This window comes from Meiothermus rufus DSM 22234 (assembly GCF_000423425.1).
In the GTDB taxonomy this organism is placed as follows: domain Bacteria; phylum Deinococcota; class Deinococci; order Deinococcales; family Thermaceae; genus Meiothermus; species Meiothermus rufus.
Window position 1 is genome coordinate 1 of the sequence record NZ_AUHY01000030.1, and the last position, 16,833, is coordinate 16,833.

Consider the following 16,833-nt stretch of genomic DNA (forward strand, 5'->3'; position numbering starts at 1 on the left):
CGTGCTCCACGACCTCTCGCAGCTGCACGCCGTGGCCGTGGAGCTGGACGGCGAGGCCTGCCTCACCCGCACCGAGCTGGTCGGGCAGGCCTACGAGGCCTTCAAGGCCGTGGGCCTGCGGCCGCCGGCGCGGGTCCAGCCGCTGCCACGTCCCGAGACGACCCCCGCCGGGTAGTGTAGTGGTACGCGACCCCCGTGTGCCCAAGAAAGCCTTGTGTTTCAAGGGTTCTCAAGGATCACGGTGTCAAAGTCGAGCTTAACTGAGGCTATTTCTAAGCGAAAATTTGGCACTTAGAGGTTATGATGAAGCATGCAGCCCACAAAACTCTGCTCACTTGCTCAAACATAGGACTAGCTGCCAGGAGGTTAGCCGTGAAGCTGGGTGCCAAGGTTCGCCACGAACTCCTCTCCCGCATCAGCGCCCACCCGGATGTTCTGCGGGGCAGGCCCCGCCTCAAAGGAACCCGTATCGCAGTGCACATGGTGCTGGAAGCTTTGGCCTCACAGATGTCCATCGAAGAGGTTCTGCTGCAGTGGCCCGAGCTGACCCGCCAGGACATCCAAGCCGCTTTACTATACGGGGCCCGTGCCACCAACTACGAGTGGATTGCCCTGCACGAGGAGTAATGCGCATTCTGCTAGACGAAAACATTCCCCAGCGGGTGCTGTGGTGGCTGATTGGAGAAGGCCACGAGGCGCTGAGCGTGCGGGAGGTAGGGCTGAGTGGGCGCTCCGATGCCCAGCTGTATGCCTATGCCGCGCAGCATGAATACGTCCTGGTTACGCTCGATCTGGACTTCTCCGATCCGCTGCGCTTCCCCCTTGGCTTTCCCCGCATCGTGCTACGCCCAGGCGTCATCGACCCCGAGCTAATCCGCCTGCTTCTTCGCGATGTGTTTCGGCTGGGCTATCCCCTCTGGGGCGAGCTGTATGTAGTTCAGCCCGAGGGCATCGCCCGGTATAGTGAGGTACTGTGAAGTGGGTGGAGTGTCCCCGCGACGCCTGGCAAGGGCTAAAGGGATTCATCCCCACCGAGGAAAAGGTGGGCTTCCTGCGTAAGCTGCTCGAGGCCGGGTTCAAGAACCTAGACCTGACCAGTTTCGTATCCCCCCAATGGGTTCCCCAGCACGCCGATGCCGCTGAGGTGCTGGCGGCCTTGCCCCCGCCGGAAGGACGGGAGTACCTGGCTATCATTGGCAACCAGAGGGGCCTAGTGCGAGCATTGCAGGCCCCCCACCTAACCACCCTGGGCTACCCCTTCTCCATCTGCGAGACCTTCCAACGTAAAAACCTCAATCTGGGCATTGAGGAATCCTGGCCGGTGCTGGAACAACTCATCGCCGAAGCCCAGGGGCTGCGGTTTGTGGTTTACCTCTCCATGGCCTTTGGCAACCCCTACGGCGAACCTTGGGAACCGGGCCTCACCGCTTCCTTCGTACGGCAGGTGCGCGAGCTGGAAGGGGTTTCTGGTATTGTGCTGGCCGATACCTATGGGGTAGCCTCAAAAGAGGCCATCGCCCAGACCCTATGGGCCGTGGCCCAGGAAGGGCTCGAAAACCTGGGGGTGCACCTGCACAGCCGGCCCGAGGAAACCCTAGAGAAAGTCGAGGTCGTTTTAGCCGCCGGGATTCGCTGGTTGGAGGGCGCCTTGGGGGGGATTGGTGGCTGTCCTTTTGCTGGGGATGCGCTGGTAGGCAACCTGGCCACCGAGCAGGTACTGCCCTACCTGAAGGAGCGTGGCTTCGACCTGGGCATCCCCTTGGAGCACCTCCCCAGGCTGGCCCAAGAGGCCCTCGAGCTGCGCTGGCGCTATGGCTAGTCAGCCACGGCGCAAGCCCAGCAGCAGCCCAGCCACAAAAGCCCCGCCAAAAGGCAGGTTGGTGGTGAGCACCTGCACCAGGCCATCCCAGGCCGACTTGATCTGCTCCTGCTGCAGCAGCGGCTCCACATCGCGCTGGATGCGGGTCCAGTCCACGTTGATGTAGCCCATCGAGGCCAGCACCTGCACCACCACAAAGATCAAGCCCAGGATGATGGCCACCCAGCGCCCTACCGTTTTTATGGCGTAGCCCACAGCAAAACCAGCCAGCCCCCCGAAGGTGAGCTGCCCGATGTACGGTTGAATAAGGTCCACTTCTCTATTGTGCCATGCCCACCCAAAGAGGTCAGCCTTTTTTGCGCATGACCTCGAGGGCATCCCACTGCTCCTTGGTCACCGCGTCCAGAACGTTAAACTCTCCCGCATTCCAAACCGACTCGCCCCCGTCAATGGTGATTACATCCCCAGTGATAAAGCCAGCGTAGTCGGAGATTAGGTAAGCCGCTAGGTTGGCTAGTTCGATGTGCTCGCCCACCCGGCCCAGGGGTACTTTCTTCTCGAACATTTGGGCAATCTCCGGGGTGGGCATCAGGCGGCTCCAGGCCCCTTCAGTGGGGAAAGGGCCGGGGGCAATGGCGTTCAGACGAATACCGTACTTGCCCCACTCCGCAGCCAGAGAACGGGTCAGCACCACTACCCCCCCCTTGGCCGTGGCCGAGGGCACCACATACCCCGAGCCGGTCTGGGCATAGGTGGTGGCAATATTGAGCACGGTGCCCTTCTGCCCTTTGGCAATCCAGCGCTTGCCGACCTCGAGGGTGCAGTAGACCGTGCCGTGCAACACGATATTCAGCACCGCATCGAAGGCCCGGTAGGATAGCCGCTCGGTGGGCGAGATAAAGTTACCGGCAGCGTTGTTGACCAGCACATCAATCCGGCCAAAATGGGCCTCCACCGCATCCACCATGGCCCGCACCGCCTCGGGGTCGCGCACGTCTACCGGGGTGGCAAACACCTCCCCCCCGGTCTGCTGCATCATCTCCTGGGCCGCCTGGGCGATGGTCTCGGCCCGGCGGCTGGTGATAGCCACCTTGGCCCCCAGTTCCAGGAAACGTGTGCTCATCGAGCGGCCCAGGCCGGTGCCGCCACCCGTTACCAACACTACCTTATCTTTGAGGAGTCCAGGCTCAAACATAGCTTCACCGTAGGGGATACTCTACCGCGAGGGGCCCAAAGGGTGAAGCAGCTTCACCCCTCCAGCCTACTGCATAGCCAGTCGGGCAGCGGTTTATGCCAGTCCGAGCCGCTGAGCGTCGGCTTTCATGGCCTCGAGCACGAAAGCCATGTGCTCGTCGAGGTCTACCCCCAGTTCCTGGGCTCCGCGCACAATGCCCTCACGGTCGACCCGAGCAGCAAAGGCTTTGTCCTTGAACTTCTTCTTCAAGCTGGAGAGCTCGAGGCTCTGGATGCTCTTATCGGGCCGGACGTAGACCGCCGCGGTGATCAGCCCCACCAGCTCATCTACCGCGAACAGCGCCTTGGCCAACAGGGTATGACGGGGGTACTCGGGCACATCGGCGTGGCCCAGGATGGCCTCGAGCACGTCCTCGGGGTAGCCCATCTCGCGCAGCATCTCTACCCCTTTGAAGGGGTGGGTTTCAGGGGCTTTTTCGTAGTCGAAATCGTGCAGAATACCGGTGATGGCCCATTTCTCCTCGGGTTCACCAAACCGGCGGGCATAGGCCCGCATGGCCGCCTCCACCGCCATCATGTGCTTGCGCAGGCTTTCCGAGGAAGTCCAGCGCTGCATTAAGGCCAGGGCATCTTCGTAGACCATGTAGATTGCCATGTTTCCCATTCTCGAAGGGCCTAGGCCACAGGGTCAAGGGCTATGGGGTGGGCTGGGCAGCCGCTTTTGCACGCCGCCGCAAGACTCGTTAGGATGACAGCGTGGCAGATAAAGCAACCCACCCTTTTTCCTCTCTGCTCATCGGCTATGGTGAGGATGCCCACCGCCTGGGTGAGGGGCGTGAGCTGTGGCTGGGGGGTCTTCGGGTCGAAAGCGAGCGAGGCGCCATAGCCCACTCCGATGGCGACGTTATCCTGCATGCTTTGGCCGATGCGCTGCTCTCGGCTTTTGCCCTAGGGGACATTGGCAGTTACTTTCCCGACCACGACCCCAAATGGAGGGGGCTGGAGAGTCGGGTGATCCTCGAGGTGGTGCTGCAAAAGGTACGGGAGAACGGTTACCGGCTGAGCCAGCTTGCCGCGGTGGTGGTGTTGGATCGGCCCAAGCTGGGGCCCTACCGCACGGCCATACAGGAAAATCTGGCCCTTCTCACCGGGCTGGACAAAAAACGGGTAGGCCTTACCTTCAAGACCTCCGAGGGGCTGGCTCCCGACCACGTGCAGTGCCGGGTGGTGGTTCACCTCGAGCCCACCCCAGAAAAGTCTATTAGCAAATAACCATGCCGCACGGGCAATTCCTCGAGTTCTTGTCCTGGGCTGGCCTTCTGGCCTTCGGGGCCTCAGGCGCCTTGGCAGCAGTGCAAAAGCGCTTCGACCTGGTGGGTATTGTGGTGCTCACCGGGGTCACCGCCATGGGGGGTGGGGCCGTCCGGGATGTGCTGGTAGGCTCGCTACCCGCGGCCTCGCTGCGCAACGAGGCGGTGCTGTGGATGGTCTTTGTCCTGGCCCTGGGGGTATGGCGCTTTCACCGCCGCATAGGCCGGCTCGAGCGCCCCATCTACTACCTGGACACGATAGGCATGGGGTTGTTCGCCGCTTTGGGGGCCGAGCGGGCCTTGGCCTTTGGCCTGGGCTTCTGGGGCAGCGTTTTTGTGGGCACGGTCTCGGGGGTGGGTGGGGGTGTCCTGCGGGATGTCCTGGCCGGGGAGATACCCGGCATCTTCTACCGTAACCGCGACCTCTACGCCTCGGCAGCAGCGGGCGGGGCCGCGGTGGTTTTCCTGGTCTACACCTTCCTACCCTTCTATTCGGCCTTAGCGGTGGTGCTGGGGGCTTTGGTGGCCATCGCCCTGCGGCTTTCGAGCCGCTGGCTGGGCCTGGGCCTTCCTGGGCCGCGGGACTAAGGCCCGGCCTCCTCTAGCGCTTCATCCTCGAGCCCACCCTCCTCGGGGTTGCGCTTCATCACCTCCCGCAATACCGCGGTGGCATAGGCCCCTTTAGGTAGGAAGAAGCTGAGCCAAAGGCCCTCCGGGCTGGCCTCTACCCCCCAGTCGCGCAAGGGAAAGCGGATCAGGCGGCGGTCGCCCCGGCGGGCGGCAAAGTCCTGGCGCGAAAGGCCATAGCCCTGCAAAACCTGGTCCTCCAAAACCCGGGCTGGCCCCTGGGCCTCGCGGTACTTTTTGCCAAACAAAGGACCCGTAGCGCTGATCTCAAAGCGCTGGGCCCGGGGGTTCTCGGCCGCCGCATCTTGTACCACGAACTCCCCTCCGGTGTCGTGTTTCTTGGCCACATCGCCCTCGATCACCTGGTCAAACAGGCCCATCTCCAAGCGCAGCGCCAGCCAGTGGTTGAACAGCAGGCTTTGCAGGCTGGCCGAAAGGAACTTCTTCAGCCAAGGTGGGCTGTGCAGCCGGCCTTCCTTGAGCAGCCGATAGCCCCTAATCGGGTTCTGCCCCCCGAGGCCAAAGCGCTGGGGCCCATAGTAGTTGGGCACCCCCTGCTGGGCCAGCCGATGCAGGATGGTCTCTGCTCGGGCTAAAACCTGAGGCGCCTCGGGGCAGCGTAGAAGGATACGAAAGCGGTTGCCCAAAAGGTGGCCTACCCGCAGCTTGTGAGGGTGCAAGGCCGCCTCGAGCACCCGCACCCCAGGAAGCTCATATAGCACCTCCAAGCGGGACTGGTAGCGGGCTGGAAGGCTAAACCACTGTCGGGTAAGGGCGTGTTTGTCCTTAAGGCCGGCTACCCCTATCTGGGCCTCACCTATGCCCAACCGGTCGCGCAGAAACTCGAGCACCGCCCGGGTGGTCAGCCCCTCCTTCTCGATGTGCACGAACAAATGCTCGCCCTGGCCGGCTGGGCTGTAGGCCGGCACCTCGTAGACCTGAAAATCGCGGGGCTGCTGGCGTATGCGCCCTTCCACCCCAGGCAGCTCAGGGGTTAGATAGGGGTAGGCGTTGAAGTCGAAGCGCAGTTCAGGAAGCTCAAGCATACATTCTCCACCGCCGATTGTAGGGGCAAAACCCGTTAGCATAGTGACCGTGGACCCGCAGGACTTCGCTGCGCTCGAGGCCCGTTTTGCCCATCACCTGACCCGGCTGGTGCCCGAAGGAAGCCTGGTGGCTGCTGTTTCAGGGGGTGGGGATTCGGTAGCCTTGCTCTTGCTCCTGACCGCTACCCCACGCCAGGTGGTGGTGGCCCACCTCGACCATGCGCTGCGCCCGGAGTCGGCAGCGGAGGCCCGCTGGGTAGAGGCCCTGGCCCGCCGGCTGGGGTATGCCTTCGAGTCGGATCGGATCGAGGTAGCCCGGATCGCCCAGGAGCGAGGTGAGAACCTGGAGGCTACCGCACGGGAACTACGCTATGTCTTCCTGGCCAAGGTGGCCAAAAAACATCGGGCCCAGGCTGTACTGACCGCCCACACCGAGGACGACCAAGCCGAAACGGTATTGTTGCAGCTTGTACAGGGCACCGGGCGGGGGCTAGGCATACGGCCCAAGCGGGGCAAGGTGGTGCGGCCCTTGCTGGAAATAAGCCGCAGTACCCTACGGGCCTACCTCCGGCACAAAGGCCAGGACTGGCTCGAGGATGTGAGTAACGCCGATGTCTCGATGGATCGCAACTACCTGCGTCTGGAGGTCTTTCCCCGGCTCAAGGCCCGCTTTCCTCAGGTCAATACCACCCTGGCCCGCTTTGCCGCCATCTCCCAGCTCGACGACGAGGCCCTAGACCCCCTAGCCGCGCAAATTCTGCTACGCGATGGGCGCTGGCCCTGTCCAGCCTACCGGGTAGCCCCGCTATTGCAGGCCCCCAGCGGGCTGCGCCGCCGGGCCTTGCGGCAGATGCTCGAGCACATCCAGCTACGGCCCGAGACCGCCTGGATTCTCCAGCTCGAGCGGGCGCTACAGGGCGAAGCCTTCACCCTACCCGAAGGCTGGCAGGTCCGCCGCCGCGACGGTACCCTGTTTCTGATCCCGCCCACGGCCACGGCCTTCCCCCCCTGGCGCGGCTCCAGGCTGCCCCAGCCCGGCGACCAGATCGAGCTGCCCCAGGGCCGGATGCGGCTGGTAGATTTTCTAGCCGAGCACGGTGTACCTCCCGAGCTCAAGCAGGTCTGGCCCGTGCGAGCGGTGGGACAACAGGTGCAGGAGGTATGGAACCTCTGGCCCGAGGAAGAGGACCTCGAGCACATGCGCAGTGCTCTGGCGCAAGCCCAAAAAGCCTTCAAGCAAGGCGAGGTGCCCATTGGTGCGGTGGTGGTCTGGGATGGGGAGGTGCTGGCCCAGGCCCACAACCAGGTAGAGCAGAACCAAGACGCCACCGCCCACGCCGAATTCATCGCCCTAAAGCAGGCCTTAGCCCTCGAGCGAAGCAAGGTGCTGCCGGGGGCCACTGTCTACGTAACCCTCGAGCCCTGCCCTATGTGCTTCGGTGCCCTGGCCGAGGCCCAGGTGCGGCGGGTGGTCTACGCGGTGGAAAACCTCAAGGCCGGAGCGGTTACGATCCACCGCCTGAACCCCCCCTTTGCCTGGGAAGGAGGCTGGCTCGAACGCGAGTCGGCCCGGCTGCTGCGTAGCTTTTTCGCCCAGAAGCGCTAGCCCGACCCTACAGGTCGTACCAGGGTGGGGTGCCGCGGAAAAGCTCGAGGGGTTCCCCCAGCACCTCCGCCCGCCCCGCCTCAACCAGCGAGATGACCTGGGGCGGACAGCTTTCCACACAGGCGCCACAACCGGTGCAGGCCGATACCCTCAGCTTCAACACGTACTCCTCCCCCTCGCGCTCGCGCTCCACCGCCTTGGTAGGACAGACGTTGGTACAGACTGGGCAAAGGGTGCAGCCCTCGGCCACCCTTATGCGGGGCCAGCGCACCCCAGAGGCCCGGTAAGCCGCCAAACGGCGCAGCCGCAACTCAGCAGGCAGCTCGGCCCGGCGGTCTTCGGAGGGTTCATCCTGGGGCAAAGGCAGGTTGGGCACCAGCTCCGCCGCTCCCCGCTTGGCCCCGCCAAACATGGCCCCAAAAAACTCCCGCCGGCCTACTGCGGCGCCCCGCAGGGCCTCTTGCTGCAAGTGCACCTCGAGGCCGGGAAAGTAGCGGCGGGCCTCCTGGGCCACCTGCTGCACTTTTTCTGGGACGGAAGGCCCCCCAATCTTGCAGTGGGCACAGTCCCCGTGGGCCAGGGTAAGGGGGCCAAACCTCGAGGCCGCCTCGGCCAGCACCCCCGGGGTTAGCTGCCCCAGGCAGTGAACCTCGTCCCCCGCGCCTGGAGCCTTGGCGCAACGGAGCTGGCCCCGACCCCGGTAGAGCTTCTCCTGAATGGGCCCTAGGGGAAACTCCAGGGCGATTCCCGGGCAGGCCGAGGTGCAAAGCCCGCAGCTGGTGCACTTCACCTCATCTATCTCAACGGTAAAGCTCTGCAGGTTAATGGCCTGGTGCGGGCAGGCCTGCTGGCACTTGTCGCACCCCCCCACGCTGTTGCGCTCGAGCAAACAGCGTGGCCCAGTGTAGTCGGGGGTTGGGTCGGTCAGTTTGAGGAAAGCGCCTACCAGGTTGTCCAAAAGCCCCACGCCTATCAGGGTACAAGGTGAAGGGGTCTACCGTAAGGGGCTGTAGGCTCAAACCCTCGAGGCTTCCTTGGGCATCAGATCTTCAATAGCCTTCAAGAAGGCCTCGAACTGGGCAAAGTCTAGCTGCTGTTCGCTGTCGGAAAGGGCCACCTTGGGGTTGGGGTGTACCTCCACATGCACCCCATCCAGCCCCGCCGCTAGCGCCGCCCGGGCCAGCGGGGCCAGCAGGTCGCGCCGCCCTGCGGCATGGGTCACGTCCACAATAACCGGCAGGTGGGTTAGCTGCTTGGCCAAAACCGCCGCGGAAAGGTCGAGGGTGTTGCGGGTCCACTTCTCGTAGGTACGAATACCCCGCTCACACAAAATAACCTCGGCGTTCCCTTGCGAAAGGATATACTCCGCGCTGTAAAACCACTCCTCGATGGTCTGGGCAAACCCCCGCTTGAGCAAAACCGGTTTGTTGGCCCGGCCCACCTCGCGCAGCAGGGCGAAGTTCTGGGCGTTACGGGTGCCTACCTGCAGGATGTCGGCATACTGGGCCACCAGCTCCACATCGCGGGTATCCATAACCTCGGTTACAAAGACCATCCCATAGGCATCGGCGGCCTGGCGGCCCAGCCGCAAGGCCGGCTCCCCCATCCCTTGAAAGCCGTAGGGGGAGGTGCGGGGCTTATAGGCCCCTCCGCGCAATACCCGCACCCCACGCTCGGCCAGAAAGCGAGCGGTGGAAAGCATCTGCTCTTCCGACTCAATCGAGCAGGGCCCGGCCACCAGCACCTTGCCCTGACCAAAGACCACATCACCCACCCGAACCCTGGTATCCTCGGGCTTGACCTGGCGCGAGTAGAGGAATTTCTGCTTGTCCTGCCGTTCTTCTAAGTCCAGCGAGGCCTTGAAAATCTCCTTGAACAGCCGCTTGATGGTCTCCGCCGGATAGGGGCCCGGGTTTTCCGCAGTAAGGTAGGCTAGCATCTCCTCCTCGCGTTTAGGGTCGTAGTGGGGCAGCCCCAACTCGGTCTGGATGCGCCCGATCTCGCTCACCAGCCGGCCCCGTTCGGAAAGCAAGCGAAGCAGTTCCCGGTTGATGCGGTCGACGTCCTTACGCAGCTGTACAATTCGCTGATCCATGAGCTCAATGGTATACCAAGAGGGAGGGGCTCGAGGCAAGGCGCGGCTACCGCTTCTTGCTTCTTCGGGCTACACCGGGCTTAGGTGCCGGGCCCGCTGGCACCGCCAGTGTAGCTGGGGGGTTCTCCCGCCCTCCCTTCCACCGCCCAAGCATGTACAAGGCCAGCAAGATCAGGGGAACGGAAACTATCTGCGTTGCTGTAAACAGGCCAATGCCGGCCTCCTCATTCAGGTAAACCCTAAGCCAAAGGGGGTTTAGGCGGAAGGTCTCCTCGAAAACCGAGCGCAGCAAGCTATACCACAGCACGAACTGCCAAAACACGTAGCCGTAGGCCCGGTTCTGCCGCAACCAGTAGAGGGCCAGAAGCAATAGGGCCACCCCGATTAAAACCCCGTAGAGCTGGGTAAAATGCACTGGCCCCCGCACAATAGTCTCCGGTGCACAGGTGTATACCTGGCTGATGTCCTGGATGCCGGGGCATACCCCAGGAAACCCCTTGGCCCAATCGGGCCAGGTAAACCCGATGGGCCAGTTGGTCAGGCGTCCCACGGTATCGGAGCCGTTCATAATGTTGCCCAACCGCCCAGCCGCCACACCCAGGGCAATTCCCGGCACCACCGCGTCTAAATAGGCCCAGATGGGTATTTTGTAGCGGTAGTAGTGGTAGATGAAGGGAATCAACCCCCCCACAATGGCCCCGTGGAAGGACAACCCCCCCTGCCAGATATACAAGGCCGCGGCCGGGTTGGTGCTAAACTCACCGGGGCTGGTGAGCACGTAGCCCACCCGGGCCCCCACCACCCCCCAGATCACCGCCCAAAAGGCAATCTGCTCGAAGCGGTCGGGGTCGAAACCCCAGCTTTTCAGCAAGCGCTTCGCGATCTCAAAGGCGGCAAATATCGCCAGCACCAAGAAAAGCCCGTACCAGCGAATCTGCAAGGGGCCGATTTCGATTAGGATAGGATCCATTCCTACCTCCGGCTACTGGGCTAGCTTCTTCTCCAGGCGCTCGAGGGTAAACTTGCCCTCGAGCAGCACCTTACCCTCTTTGAGGAGTACCGGAACCCGAAAGGTATAGACTTTGCGCAGCTCTTCATCGGCATCCACATCCTGCCAAAGGTAGTCGATGCCTTGGGCCTTCAGCAGGGCCTCAGCCTCCTGGCAGAGGTGGCAACCTTTCCGGCTGATCAACACATAGCCCATCTGGCCTCCAAGTATAGCCGGGGCCTCAAAAGATAGCCATCAGCACCAACACCCCCATCACCAGGTGAATCAGGAATTTCCCTGCCAGCCCCCCCAACAAGCCCCACACCGCCCCCCAGGCCCCCCGCAGGGCCGCCGCAGCGGTGCGGCCTGCCAGCAGCTCACCCAGATAAGCACCTAGTAAAGGCATTAGAAACAACCCCCATGGCGGGTAAACGAACACCCCCACAATCCCTCCGATGAAAGCCCCCCACACCCCCTGGCGGCTACCGCCAAACCGCCGTGCCCCTATGGCCCCAGCAATGTTGTCTATCAGCGAGGACAAAACCGTCAGCACCGCCAACGCCACCCAGAGCGGCAGACCTATCTCGCGGAAACCCACCAACAACTCGTGGAGCAAAGCTGCCCCCAGGATAATAAAGCCGGCAGGCACCACCGGGATAAAGGTGGCCCAAAGGGCCACCAGCCACACTCCCACAAAGAGCCAGTCAGCAAAGGCGTTCACGCGCCTAAAGTCTAAAGCATCCCTCGATTGGTAGGGCAGCCCCTGCACACACGGTTCCCCTGCCTTAGACTCAAAGGTATGGGTTCTCGCCTGCGCCGCTACTTCTTCACTGGGCTTCTGTCCATTCTGCCCATAGCTGTAACCCTGTACGTGCTGGTTTGGGTCTACAGCTGGTTCAATGGCATCATCAGCAGCCTGCTCCAAGCCCTCTCTATAGAACCTCCCAAAGGGCTTTTACCCCTTTTCCCCTTCCTGGGCCTTCTGGCCACTTTAGGGTTGGTGACGCTGGCTGGTGCCCTGACCGGCAATTACGTGGGCCGGGCTATTTTTTCCGCCATAGACAAAAGCATCAAGGCCATCCCGCTGGTGCGGGAGGTGTACAACGCCGTACAACAGATCGCCCACACCCTGCTGGGGCAGCCTGAGGTGCAGTTCCAACGCGCGGCCTTGATCGAATACCCCCGCAAGGGCCTGTATATCCTTTGCTTTATCGCCAGCCCCCAGGTGGGCAAGAAGCTGTCCCCACTGCCGGAGGGCTACACCGTGGTGTTGGTTCCCACCAGCCCGGTGCCCGCCTCCGGCATGGCCATCATCGTGCCTTCCTCTGAGGTCATCCCCCTGGACATCAGCATCGAAGATGCCCTAAAGTACGTGGTTTCCGCCGGTTTCATCCTACCGGAAAACAAGGCCAAACCCTTGTTGGCCGACTCGAGCGCCGGTTGAATGCCGGCCTAAACAGGGGTTACACCCGGTCATCTGTCCCGAAAAAAGGCTATAGCATGGGGTTTATGAAACGAGTTTCCCGCACCGGCAAAGCTCTAGCCCGCAGCGAGGTGGAAAAGGTCTACCAGAGCAAGCTGGTGGACCTCGAGCTAGCCGCCAGCATGATTGGCAGCAACGCCCGGGTGTTCGTCTCGGGCAATGCCTCCACCCCTACCCCTCTGCTCGAGGCTCTGGCCCGGCGCAAGGATGAGCTGGAAAACGTGGAGCTGGTTCACGTGCTCCAGCTGGGCAGCGACCCCTTCTTAGCCCCCGAGATGGAAGGGCATTTCCGCCGCCGCTCGCTGTTTGTAGGCCCAGCCGACCGGGAGGCAGTCAACAGTGGACGGGCCGATTATGTGCCCATCTCGCTGCACCAGATTCCCTGGCTGTTCAAACGGGGTGTTCTGCCGCTGGACTACGCTTTGGTACAGGTCTCGCCTCCAGACGAGTTCGGCTTCGTCAGCCTGGGGGTGGAAGTCATCGCCGCCAAGGCCGCGGTGGAAACCGCTCGACGGGTGATCGCCTTGGTCAACCCCCGGATGCCCCGCACCCTGGGCGACACCTTCGTGCACGTCTCCAAGTTCGCTGCCTTCGTAGAGGCGGAGTTCCCTTTGCCCGTCCTGCCCCGCGACACCTTCGGCGAGGTGGAGGCCAAGATTGGCAAGTATGTCGCCGACCTCATCGATGATGGCTGCACCCTGCAGATGGGCATCGGGGCCATCCCCGACGCGGTGTTGGCCAACCTGAGCGGTAGGCAGGATTTGGGTATTCACACCGAGATGATCTCCGATGGGGTGATGGAGGCCTTAGAAAAAGGCATCGTCACCGGGCAGCGCAAGACCTTGCTGCCGGGCAAGGTGGTGGGCACCTTTGTGCTGGGCTCCGAGCGGCTGTATCGCTTCGTGCACAACAATCCCCTCTTCGAGATGCGCCCCGCGGACTGGGTGAACAACCCTTTCAACATCGCCCGAAACGAGAATATGGTGGCCATCAACTCGGCCCTCGAGGTCGACCTCACGGGCCAGGTCTGCGCCGACTCCATCGGCCCGCGCATCTACTCTGGTTTTGGTGGGCAGCTCGACTTCATCCGCGGGGCTGCGGCCAGCAAGGGGGGCAAGCCCATCATCGCCCTGCCCAGCAGCGGTAAGAACCACAGCTTCAGCCGCATCCTCCCTCTGCTCAAAACCGGGGCTGGCGTGGTGACCACTCGGGCCGACGTGCACTACGTGGTCACCGAGTACGGTGTGGCCGACCTTTTTGGCAAAAGCCTGCGCGAGCGAGCCCAGGCCCTCATCCAGATCGCCCACCCCCACTTCCGCGAAGCGCTGAGTCAGGCCGCTTTCGAGCGGGGCCTCCTGCCCAAAAGCTACCCCGGCTTCTCTCCTAGTTAGCCTGTCACGCTTTTTTGATGCAAGCCAGCTAGCCTTTCAGCTAGGCTTCAGCCAAGGGGGTAAACTATAGCTAGGAGACTGCCATGAACCTGGGAATGACCGAGATTCTGATCATCCTGCTGATCGCCTTGCTGTTGTTCGGCCCACGCAAGCTACCCGAACTGGGGCGCAGCCTGGGCCAGAGCATCCGCGAGTTCCAGCGCGGGGCCCGCAGCATCCGCGAGGAGTTTGAAAAGGCTGCCGAGGTGAAGGAGTTCAAAGAAATCAAGGAAGAGATGAGCCGGCCCCTGGAAGAAAAGAAGCTCGAGGCCAAGGAAGAGTCCAAGTCCTGAGGTAGGCCATGCGCGAAGCCCCATTGATGGAACACCTGGAGGAGCTGCGCAACCGCCTGATCTGGTCCATTGCGGCCTGGGGCGTGATGACGGTGGTGGCTTTTAGCTTCCGGGTGCAAATCCTCGAGGCCCTCCGACGCCCCCTGGACGCCTACAACAAGACCGCTAACCTGAAAGCCGAGCTGATCGTTTTGAACATCACCGAGCCCTTCCTCACCGCCTTTAAGGTGGCCGCTTTTGGGGGGCTGGTGTTGGCTTTGCCCTTCATCGTTTATCAGATATGGGCCTTCATCGCTCCGGGGCTTTACGACCATGAGCGCAGGCTAGCAGTTCCCTTCCTCCTCGGTGCCGGCTTCAGCTTTGGCCTGGGGGCGCTGTTCGCCTACTATGTGCTGCTTCCCTTTGCTGTGCCCTTCCTCTTAGGGTTTTTGGGCGACGTCATCACCCCCCAGATCTCCATCGGGATGTACATGGGCCAGATTCTCACCTTCCTGGGCCTGATGGGCATTCTCTTCGAGATGCCGGTGGTGAGCTACCTGCTGGCCCGGCTGGGGCTGCTTTCTAGCCGCTTCCTAATCAACAACTGGCGCATCGCTATCGTGGCCCTGGTAACCCTGGCGGCCATCATTACCCCTACGGTGGATGTGGTTAATCTGAGCCTGGTCTCCGTACCGCTTATGGTGCTCTACGGCATCTCTATCCTGCTGGTCAAGTGGGCCGAGCGGGGCCGCCCTAAAGAGGCTGAGGCCAGCACGGCCTGAGGGCCCGGCTAGCCCCAAAAGGGCGGGTAAGCCATACAATCGTGGCATGGCACACGCTGTGGTTATCCTCGCGGCGGGGCTAGGCACCCGCATGAAATCCAAACAACCCAAAGTGCTCCACCCCCTGCTGGGCAAACCCCTGGTGGGCTACTGTATCGAGACGGCTTTTGCCAGCGGGGCAAAAAAGGTGGTGGTGGTGGTAGGGCATGGGGCCGAGCAGGTTCGCCAAACCTTTGCCGCCTACCCCAACCTGAGCTTCGTGGTGCAGAGAGAACAGTTGGGCACTGCCCATGCCCTGGCCCAGGCCCGACCCCTGCTAGAGGGCTTCCCTGGGCCTATCGTGGTCACCCAGGGGGACACCCCCCTCACCCGGGTCGAAACCCTTACCGGGTTGGTCGAGACCATGCGGCAAAGCGGGGCAGGCATGGCCCTGCTTACCATGCGGTTGGACGACCCCACCGGCTATGGGCGCATCCTGCGCGACGCACAGGGCGAAATCCTGGCCAACGTGGAGGAAAAGGACGCCACCCCCGAGGAGCGGGCCATCCGGGAGATCAACCCTGGGGTGTACTGCTTCGACTCGAGCCTGTGGGAAAAACTGGCCCAGGTAGACAACCGCAACGCCGCCGGGGAGTACTACCTACCCGACCTGATCCGGATTTACCGCCAGGCTGGGCAGAAGGTGGTCTCCCTCGAGTCCAAGGATACTGGGGAACTTCTGGGGGTTAACTCTCGGGCCCAGCTCGCCGAGGTCGAACGAGTGCTGCTCGCCCGCCTACGGGCCTACTGGATGAGCCAGGGGGTACGCATGATCCAGCCCGAGACCATCTACCTAGAGCCCAGTGTGGAGCTAGCTCCCGACGTCACCCTGTGGCCGGGGGTCATCCTGCGGGGCCACACCCGCCTAGGCGAGGGGGTGGAGGTAGGGGCCTATGCGGTGCTGAGCGACACGGTGGTAGAGGCCGGCGGTAAAATCAAGTCGCACACCGTCTGCGAGGAGGCCTACATCGCCAGCAGGGCCGACGCCGGTCCTTTTGCCCGCCTACGCCCTAAGGCCCATCTGGAGGAAGGGGCCCATGTGGGCAATTTTGTCGAGCTTAAGAACGCCCGCCTGGGCAAAGAGGCCAAAGCTGGCCACCTGGCCTATCTGGGCGATGCCGAGGTGGGCGAGGGGTCTAACATCGGGGCCGGGGTCATCACCGCCAACTACGACGGGGAGCGCAAACACCGTACCCAGATCGGCAAGCGGGTCTTTGTAGGTTCCAACAGCCTGCTCATCGCCCCGGTCACCCTGGCCGATGGCTCGTTTATCGCCGGAGGAAGCTGCATCAACCAGGATGTACCTGAGGACGCCCTGGCCATCGCCCGCCAACGCCAGCGCAACATCGAGGGCTACATGAAACGCAAGCGGACCGAAGGGCAAAAAAGCCCTAACGAACCGGCTTGAAAAAGTCGGCCTCGCTGAAGGAGGGGTTGACCTCAACCTCGAGGAGTTCCCCTTTGGCCGCCAGGGTACCCCCCAGGTAGTTTTCCCAGCTAAAGGGCAGGCGGATGCCTTCTACACTACGGTAGTTGGAAAAAAAGGTGATGCTCTCCCCGACCCCCGGAATCACCAGGCGCTCGCCCAAGAGCAAGCCATCGGCAGCAAACAGGTAGGTGCTGACCCAACCCTGGGTGCTGACCGTAAGCAGGCGGCCCGAGCGGTCGCGCAGGCTGCCCTGGGCTACACTGGCCCGCTCGCGGTTGCTACTGCCGTACTTGAGGCCCAGCCAGCCGGTAAAGAGGCTCGAGCGCAATACCTCGCGCTCCCGAGGAGGCAAAGGGCGCAAGGCGGTCTCCCGGCTCCAGAAAAAGCTCTCCTGGGGGCTGTACTGCTGCAGGGCTAGGGGAATGGGGCTAGGGTTTTTGAGGCTCTCCGGGTCGTAGATCTCCAAGCGTACCCGCTGGTTGGCAAAATCTATCAGCAGCAGGGTAACGATGCGGCTTTCCTCCCGGCCCTCGGGGGTGAAGTAGGTATAGGCGGTCACCTCGCGGTAGGTGCGCAGGTTGGCTAGAGCCGGCCCACCCAAAACGTTGCGGCCCCGCTCCAGAAGCTGGGCTGCCTCAGGGGTCACCTGGGCCAAAGCCGGGCTCAAAAGCAGGGCCCCCATCATCCAGGCTAAGCTTCGTATCCCCATCGTT

Annotated in this window: 21 protein-coding genes and 1 pseudogene; 12 read left to right on the forward strand and 10 right to left on the reverse strand. The window is 62.6% G+C overall.

The features are described 5' to 3' along the window. The 4 genes and pseudogenes from G552_RS17075 to G552_RS0106985 all read left to right on the forward strand — a co-directional run. Positions 1-175, forward strand: a pseudogene (locus G552_RS17075) (IS1634 family transposase); the annotation flags it as partial. A gap of 197 nt (positions 176-372) precedes the next feature. Further along, positions 373-627, forward strand: coding sequence for a DUF433 domain-containing protein (locus G552_RS0106975; protein ID WP_027882385.1), 255 nt, complete (start codon positions 373-375; stop codon positions 625-627). Beyond that, positions 627-977, forward strand: a complete 351-nt coding sequence (locus G552_RS0106980) for a DUF5615 family PIN-like protein (protein WP_027882386.1) — start codon at positions 627-629, stop codon at positions 975-977. The genes G552_RS0106975 and G552_RS0106980 overlap by 1 nt, the downstream gene beginning before the upstream one ends. Continuing rightward, positions 974-1,819: a hydroxymethylglutaryl-CoA lyase gene (locus G552_RS0106985; protein WP_027882387.1), complete on the forward strand. Its 846-nt coding sequence runs from the start codon at positions 974-976 to the stop codon at positions 1,817-1,819. The genes G552_RS0106980 and G552_RS0106985 overlap by 4 nt, the downstream gene beginning before the upstream one ends. Here the strand turns inward: G552_RS0106985 and G552_RS0106990 are convergent, their stop codons facing one another. From G552_RS0106990 to G552_RS0107000, 3 genes are all read right to left on the reverse strand, one after another. After that, entirely contained in the window at positions 1,820-2,134 is a 315-nt protein-coding gene (locus tag G552_RS0106990) for an FUN14 domain-containing protein (protein ID WP_027882388.1), read from the reverse strand. It abuts the gene before it with no gap. A 31-nt stretch (positions 2,135-2,165) separates the two neighbouring features. After that, entirely contained in the window at positions 2,166-3,014 is an 849-nt protein-coding gene (locus G552_RS0106995; RefSeq protein WP_027882389.1) for an SDR family oxidoreductase, read from the reverse strand. Positions 3,015-3,107: 93 nt separating this feature from the next. Continuing rightward, positions 3,108-3,668, reverse strand: coding sequence for an HD domain-containing protein (locus G552_RS0107000; protein ID WP_027882390.1), 561 nt, complete (start codon positions 3,666-3,668; stop codon positions 3,108-3,110). A 134-nt stretch (positions 3,669-3,802) separates the two neighbouring features. Here G552_RS0107000 and ispF point away from each other — a divergent pair, with 134 nt between their 5' ends. Then, positions 3,803-4,285, forward strand: a complete 483-nt coding sequence (ispF, locus tag G552_RS0107005) for a 2-C-methyl-D-erythritol 2,4-cyclodiphosphate synthase (RefSeq protein WP_027882391.1) — start codon at positions 3,803-3,805, stop codon at positions 4,283-4,285. 2 nt (positions 4,286-4,287) lie between these two features. Further along, a complete protein-coding gene (locus tag G552_RS0107010) occupies positions 4,288-4,911 on the forward strand; it encodes a trimeric intracellular cation channel family protein (protein WP_027882392.1) in 624 nt (207 codons plus the stop codon). Here the strand turns inward: G552_RS0107010 and truD are convergent. Continuing rightward, positions 4,908-5,996 (reverse strand): tRNA pseudouridine(13) synthase TruD, encoded by a 1,089-nt coding sequence (gene truD, locus G552_RS0107015; RefSeq protein ID WP_051195721.1) that lies wholly within the window; start codon positions 5,994-5,996, stop codon positions 4,908-4,910. The two genes, G552_RS0107010 and truD, sit on opposite strands and share 4 nt — an antisense overlap. Positions 5,997-6,045: 49 nt before the next feature. Between truD and tilS the strand changes: the two genes are divergently transcribed. Then, positions 6,046-7,602 (forward strand): tRNA lysidine(34) synthetase TilS, encoded by a 1,557-nt coding sequence (tilS, locus tag G552_RS0107020; RefSeq protein ID WP_027882394.1) that lies wholly within the window; start codon positions 6,046-6,048, stop codon positions 7,600-7,602. A 7-nt stretch (positions 7,603-7,609) separates the two neighbouring features. Here the strand turns inward: tilS and G552_RS0107025 are convergent, their stop codons facing one another. Genes G552_RS0107025 through G552_RS0107045 form a run of 5 tightly spaced genes read right to left on the reverse strand, consistent with a single transcriptional unit; the run spans position 7,610 to position 11,406 of the window. Beyond that, the gene (locus G552_RS0107025; RefSeq protein ID WP_027882395.1) at positions 7,610-8,569 is read right to left on the reverse strand and encodes a 4Fe-4S dicluster domain-containing protein; all 960 of its coding nucleotides are present in this window, start codon (positions 8,567-8,569) and stop codon (positions 7,610-7,612) included. A 48-nt stretch (positions 8,570-8,617) separates the two neighbouring features. Then, on the reverse strand, positions 8,618-9,697 hold the full coding sequence (locus tag G552_RS0107030; RefSeq protein WP_027882396.1) for a bifunctional 3-deoxy-7-phosphoheptulonate synthase/chorismate mutase: 1,080 nt from the start codon (positions 9,695-9,697) through the stop codon (positions 8,618-8,620). Positions 9,698-9,743: 46 nt separating this feature from the next. Next, positions 9,744-10,667, reverse strand: coding sequence for a prolipoprotein diacylglyceryl transferase (gene lgt, locus G552_RS0107035; protein ID WP_027882397.1), 924 nt, complete (start codon positions 10,665-10,667; stop codon positions 9,744-9,746). A 12-nt stretch (positions 10,668-10,679) separates the two neighbouring features. Beyond that, a complete protein-coding gene (locus tag G552_RS0107040) occupies positions 10,680-10,901 on the reverse strand; it encodes a glutaredoxin family protein (protein ID WP_027882398.1) in 222 nt (73 codons plus the stop codon). A 25-nt stretch (positions 10,902-10,926) separates the two neighbouring features. Further along, the gene (locus tag G552_RS0107045; RefSeq protein ID WP_027882399.1) at positions 10,927-11,406 is read right to left on the reverse strand and encodes a DUF456 domain-containing protein; all 480 of its coding nucleotides are present in this window, start codon (positions 11,404-11,406) and stop codon (positions 10,927-10,929) included. A gap of 78 nt (positions 11,407-11,484) precedes the next feature. Here G552_RS0107045 and G552_RS0107050 point away from each other — a divergent pair, with 78 nt between their 5' ends. The 5 genes from G552_RS0107050 (at position 11,485) to glmU (ending at position 16,099) form a co-directional block, all read left to right on the forward strand. Further along, positions 11,485-12,129 carry a DUF502 domain-containing protein gene (locus tag G552_RS0107050; protein WP_027882400.1) on the forward strand — a complete coding sequence of 215 codons (645 nt, stop codon included), beginning with the start codon at positions 11,485-11,487 and terminating at the stop codon, positions 12,127-12,129. A 65-nt stretch (positions 12,130-12,194) separates the two neighbouring features. Then, positions 12,195-13,559, forward strand: a complete 1,365-nt coding sequence (locus G552_RS0107055; RefSeq protein WP_051195722.1) for an acetyl-CoA hydrolase/transferase family protein — start codon at positions 12,195-12,197, stop codon at positions 13,557-13,559. A gap of 83 nt (positions 13,560-13,642) precedes the next feature. Further along, positions 13,643-13,891, forward strand: coding sequence for a Sec-independent protein translocase subunit TatA/TatB (locus tag G552_RS0107060; RefSeq protein ID WP_027882402.1), 249 nt, complete (start codon positions 13,643-13,645; stop codon positions 13,889-13,891). An 8-nt stretch (positions 13,892-13,899) separates the two neighbouring features. Next, positions 13,900-14,652, forward strand: coding sequence for a twin-arginine translocase subunit TatC (tatC, locus tag G552_RS0107065; protein ID WP_027882403.1), 753 nt, complete (start codon positions 13,900-13,902; stop codon positions 14,650-14,652). Between the two features lie 46 nt (positions 14,653-14,698). Next, positions 14,699-16,099, forward strand: a complete 1,401-nt coding sequence (glmU, locus tag G552_RS0107070) for a bifunctional UDP-N-acetylglucosamine diphosphorylase/glucosamine-1-phosphate N-acetyltransferase GlmU (protein ID WP_027882404.1) — start codon at positions 14,699-14,701, stop codon at positions 16,097-16,099. On the opposite strand, the gene G552_RS0107075 is transcribed toward glmU, so the two are convergent. After that, the gene (locus tag G552_RS0107075; protein WP_245575137.1) at positions 16,083-16,829 is read right to left on the reverse strand and encodes a hypothetical protein; all 747 of its coding nucleotides are present in this window, start codon (positions 16,827-16,829) and stop codon (positions 16,083-16,085) included. The two genes, glmU and G552_RS0107075, sit on opposite strands and share 17 nt — an antisense overlap. Between the last annotated feature and the right edge of the window lie 4 nt (positions 16,830-16,833).

Excerpts from the sequence above, each read along its gene's own strand:
- G552_RS0106980 (WP_027882386.1), top strand. The coding sequence starts at position 627 with ATGCGCATTCTGCTAGACGAAAACATTCCCCAGCGGGTGCTGTGGTGG.
- G552_RS0106995 (WP_027882389.1), bottom strand. The coding sequence starts at position 3,014 with ATGTTTGAGCCTGGACTCCTCAAAGATAAGGTAGTGTTGGTAACGGGT.
- G552_RS0107000 (WP_027882390.1), bottom strand. The coding sequence starts at position 3,668 with ATGGCAATCTACATGGTCTACGAAGATGCCCTGGCCTTAATGCAGCGC.
- G552_RS0107010 (WP_027882392.1), top strand. The coding sequence starts at position 4,288 with ATGCCGCACGGGCAATTCCTCGAGTTCTTGTCCTGGGCTGGCCTTCTG.
- truD (WP_051195721.1), bottom strand. The coding sequence starts at position 5,996 with ATGCTTGAGCTTCCTGAACTGCGCTTCGACTTCAACGCCTACCCCTAT.
- G552_RS0107030 (WP_027882396.1), bottom strand. The coding sequence starts at position 9,697 with ATGGATCAGCGAATTGTACAGCTGCGTAAGGACGTCGACCGCATCAAC.
- lgt (WP_027882397.1), bottom strand. The coding sequence starts at position 10,667 with ATGGATCCTATCCTAATCGAAATCGGCCCCTTGCAGATTCGCTGGTAC.
- G552_RS0107040 (WP_027882398.1), bottom strand. The coding sequence starts at position 10,901 with ATGGGCTATGTGTTGATCAGCCGGAAAGGTTGCCACCTCTGCCAGGAG.
- G552_RS0107050 (WP_027882400.1), top strand. The coding sequence starts at position 11,485 with ATGGGTTCTCGCCTGCGCCGCTACTTCTTCACTGGGCTTCTGTCCATT.
- G552_RS0107055 (WP_051195722.1), top strand. The coding sequence starts at position 12,195 with ATGAAACGAGTTTCCCGCACCGGCAAAGCTCTAGCCCGCAGCGAGGTG.
- G552_RS0107060 (WP_027882402.1), top strand. The coding sequence starts at position 13,643 with ATGAACCTGGGAATGACCGAGATTCTGATCATCCTGCTGATCGCCTTG.
- tatC (WP_027882403.1), top strand. The coding sequence starts at position 13,900 with ATGCGCGAAGCCCCATTGATGGAACACCTGGAGGAGCTGCGCAACCGC.
- glmU (WP_027882404.1), top strand. The coding sequence starts at position 14,699 with ATGGCACACGCTGTGGTTATCCTCGCGGCGGGGCTAGGCACCCGCATG.
- G552_RS0107075 (WP_245575137.1), bottom strand. The coding sequence starts at position 16,829 with ATGGGGATACGAAGCTTAGCCTGGATGATGGGGGCCCTGCTTTTGAGC.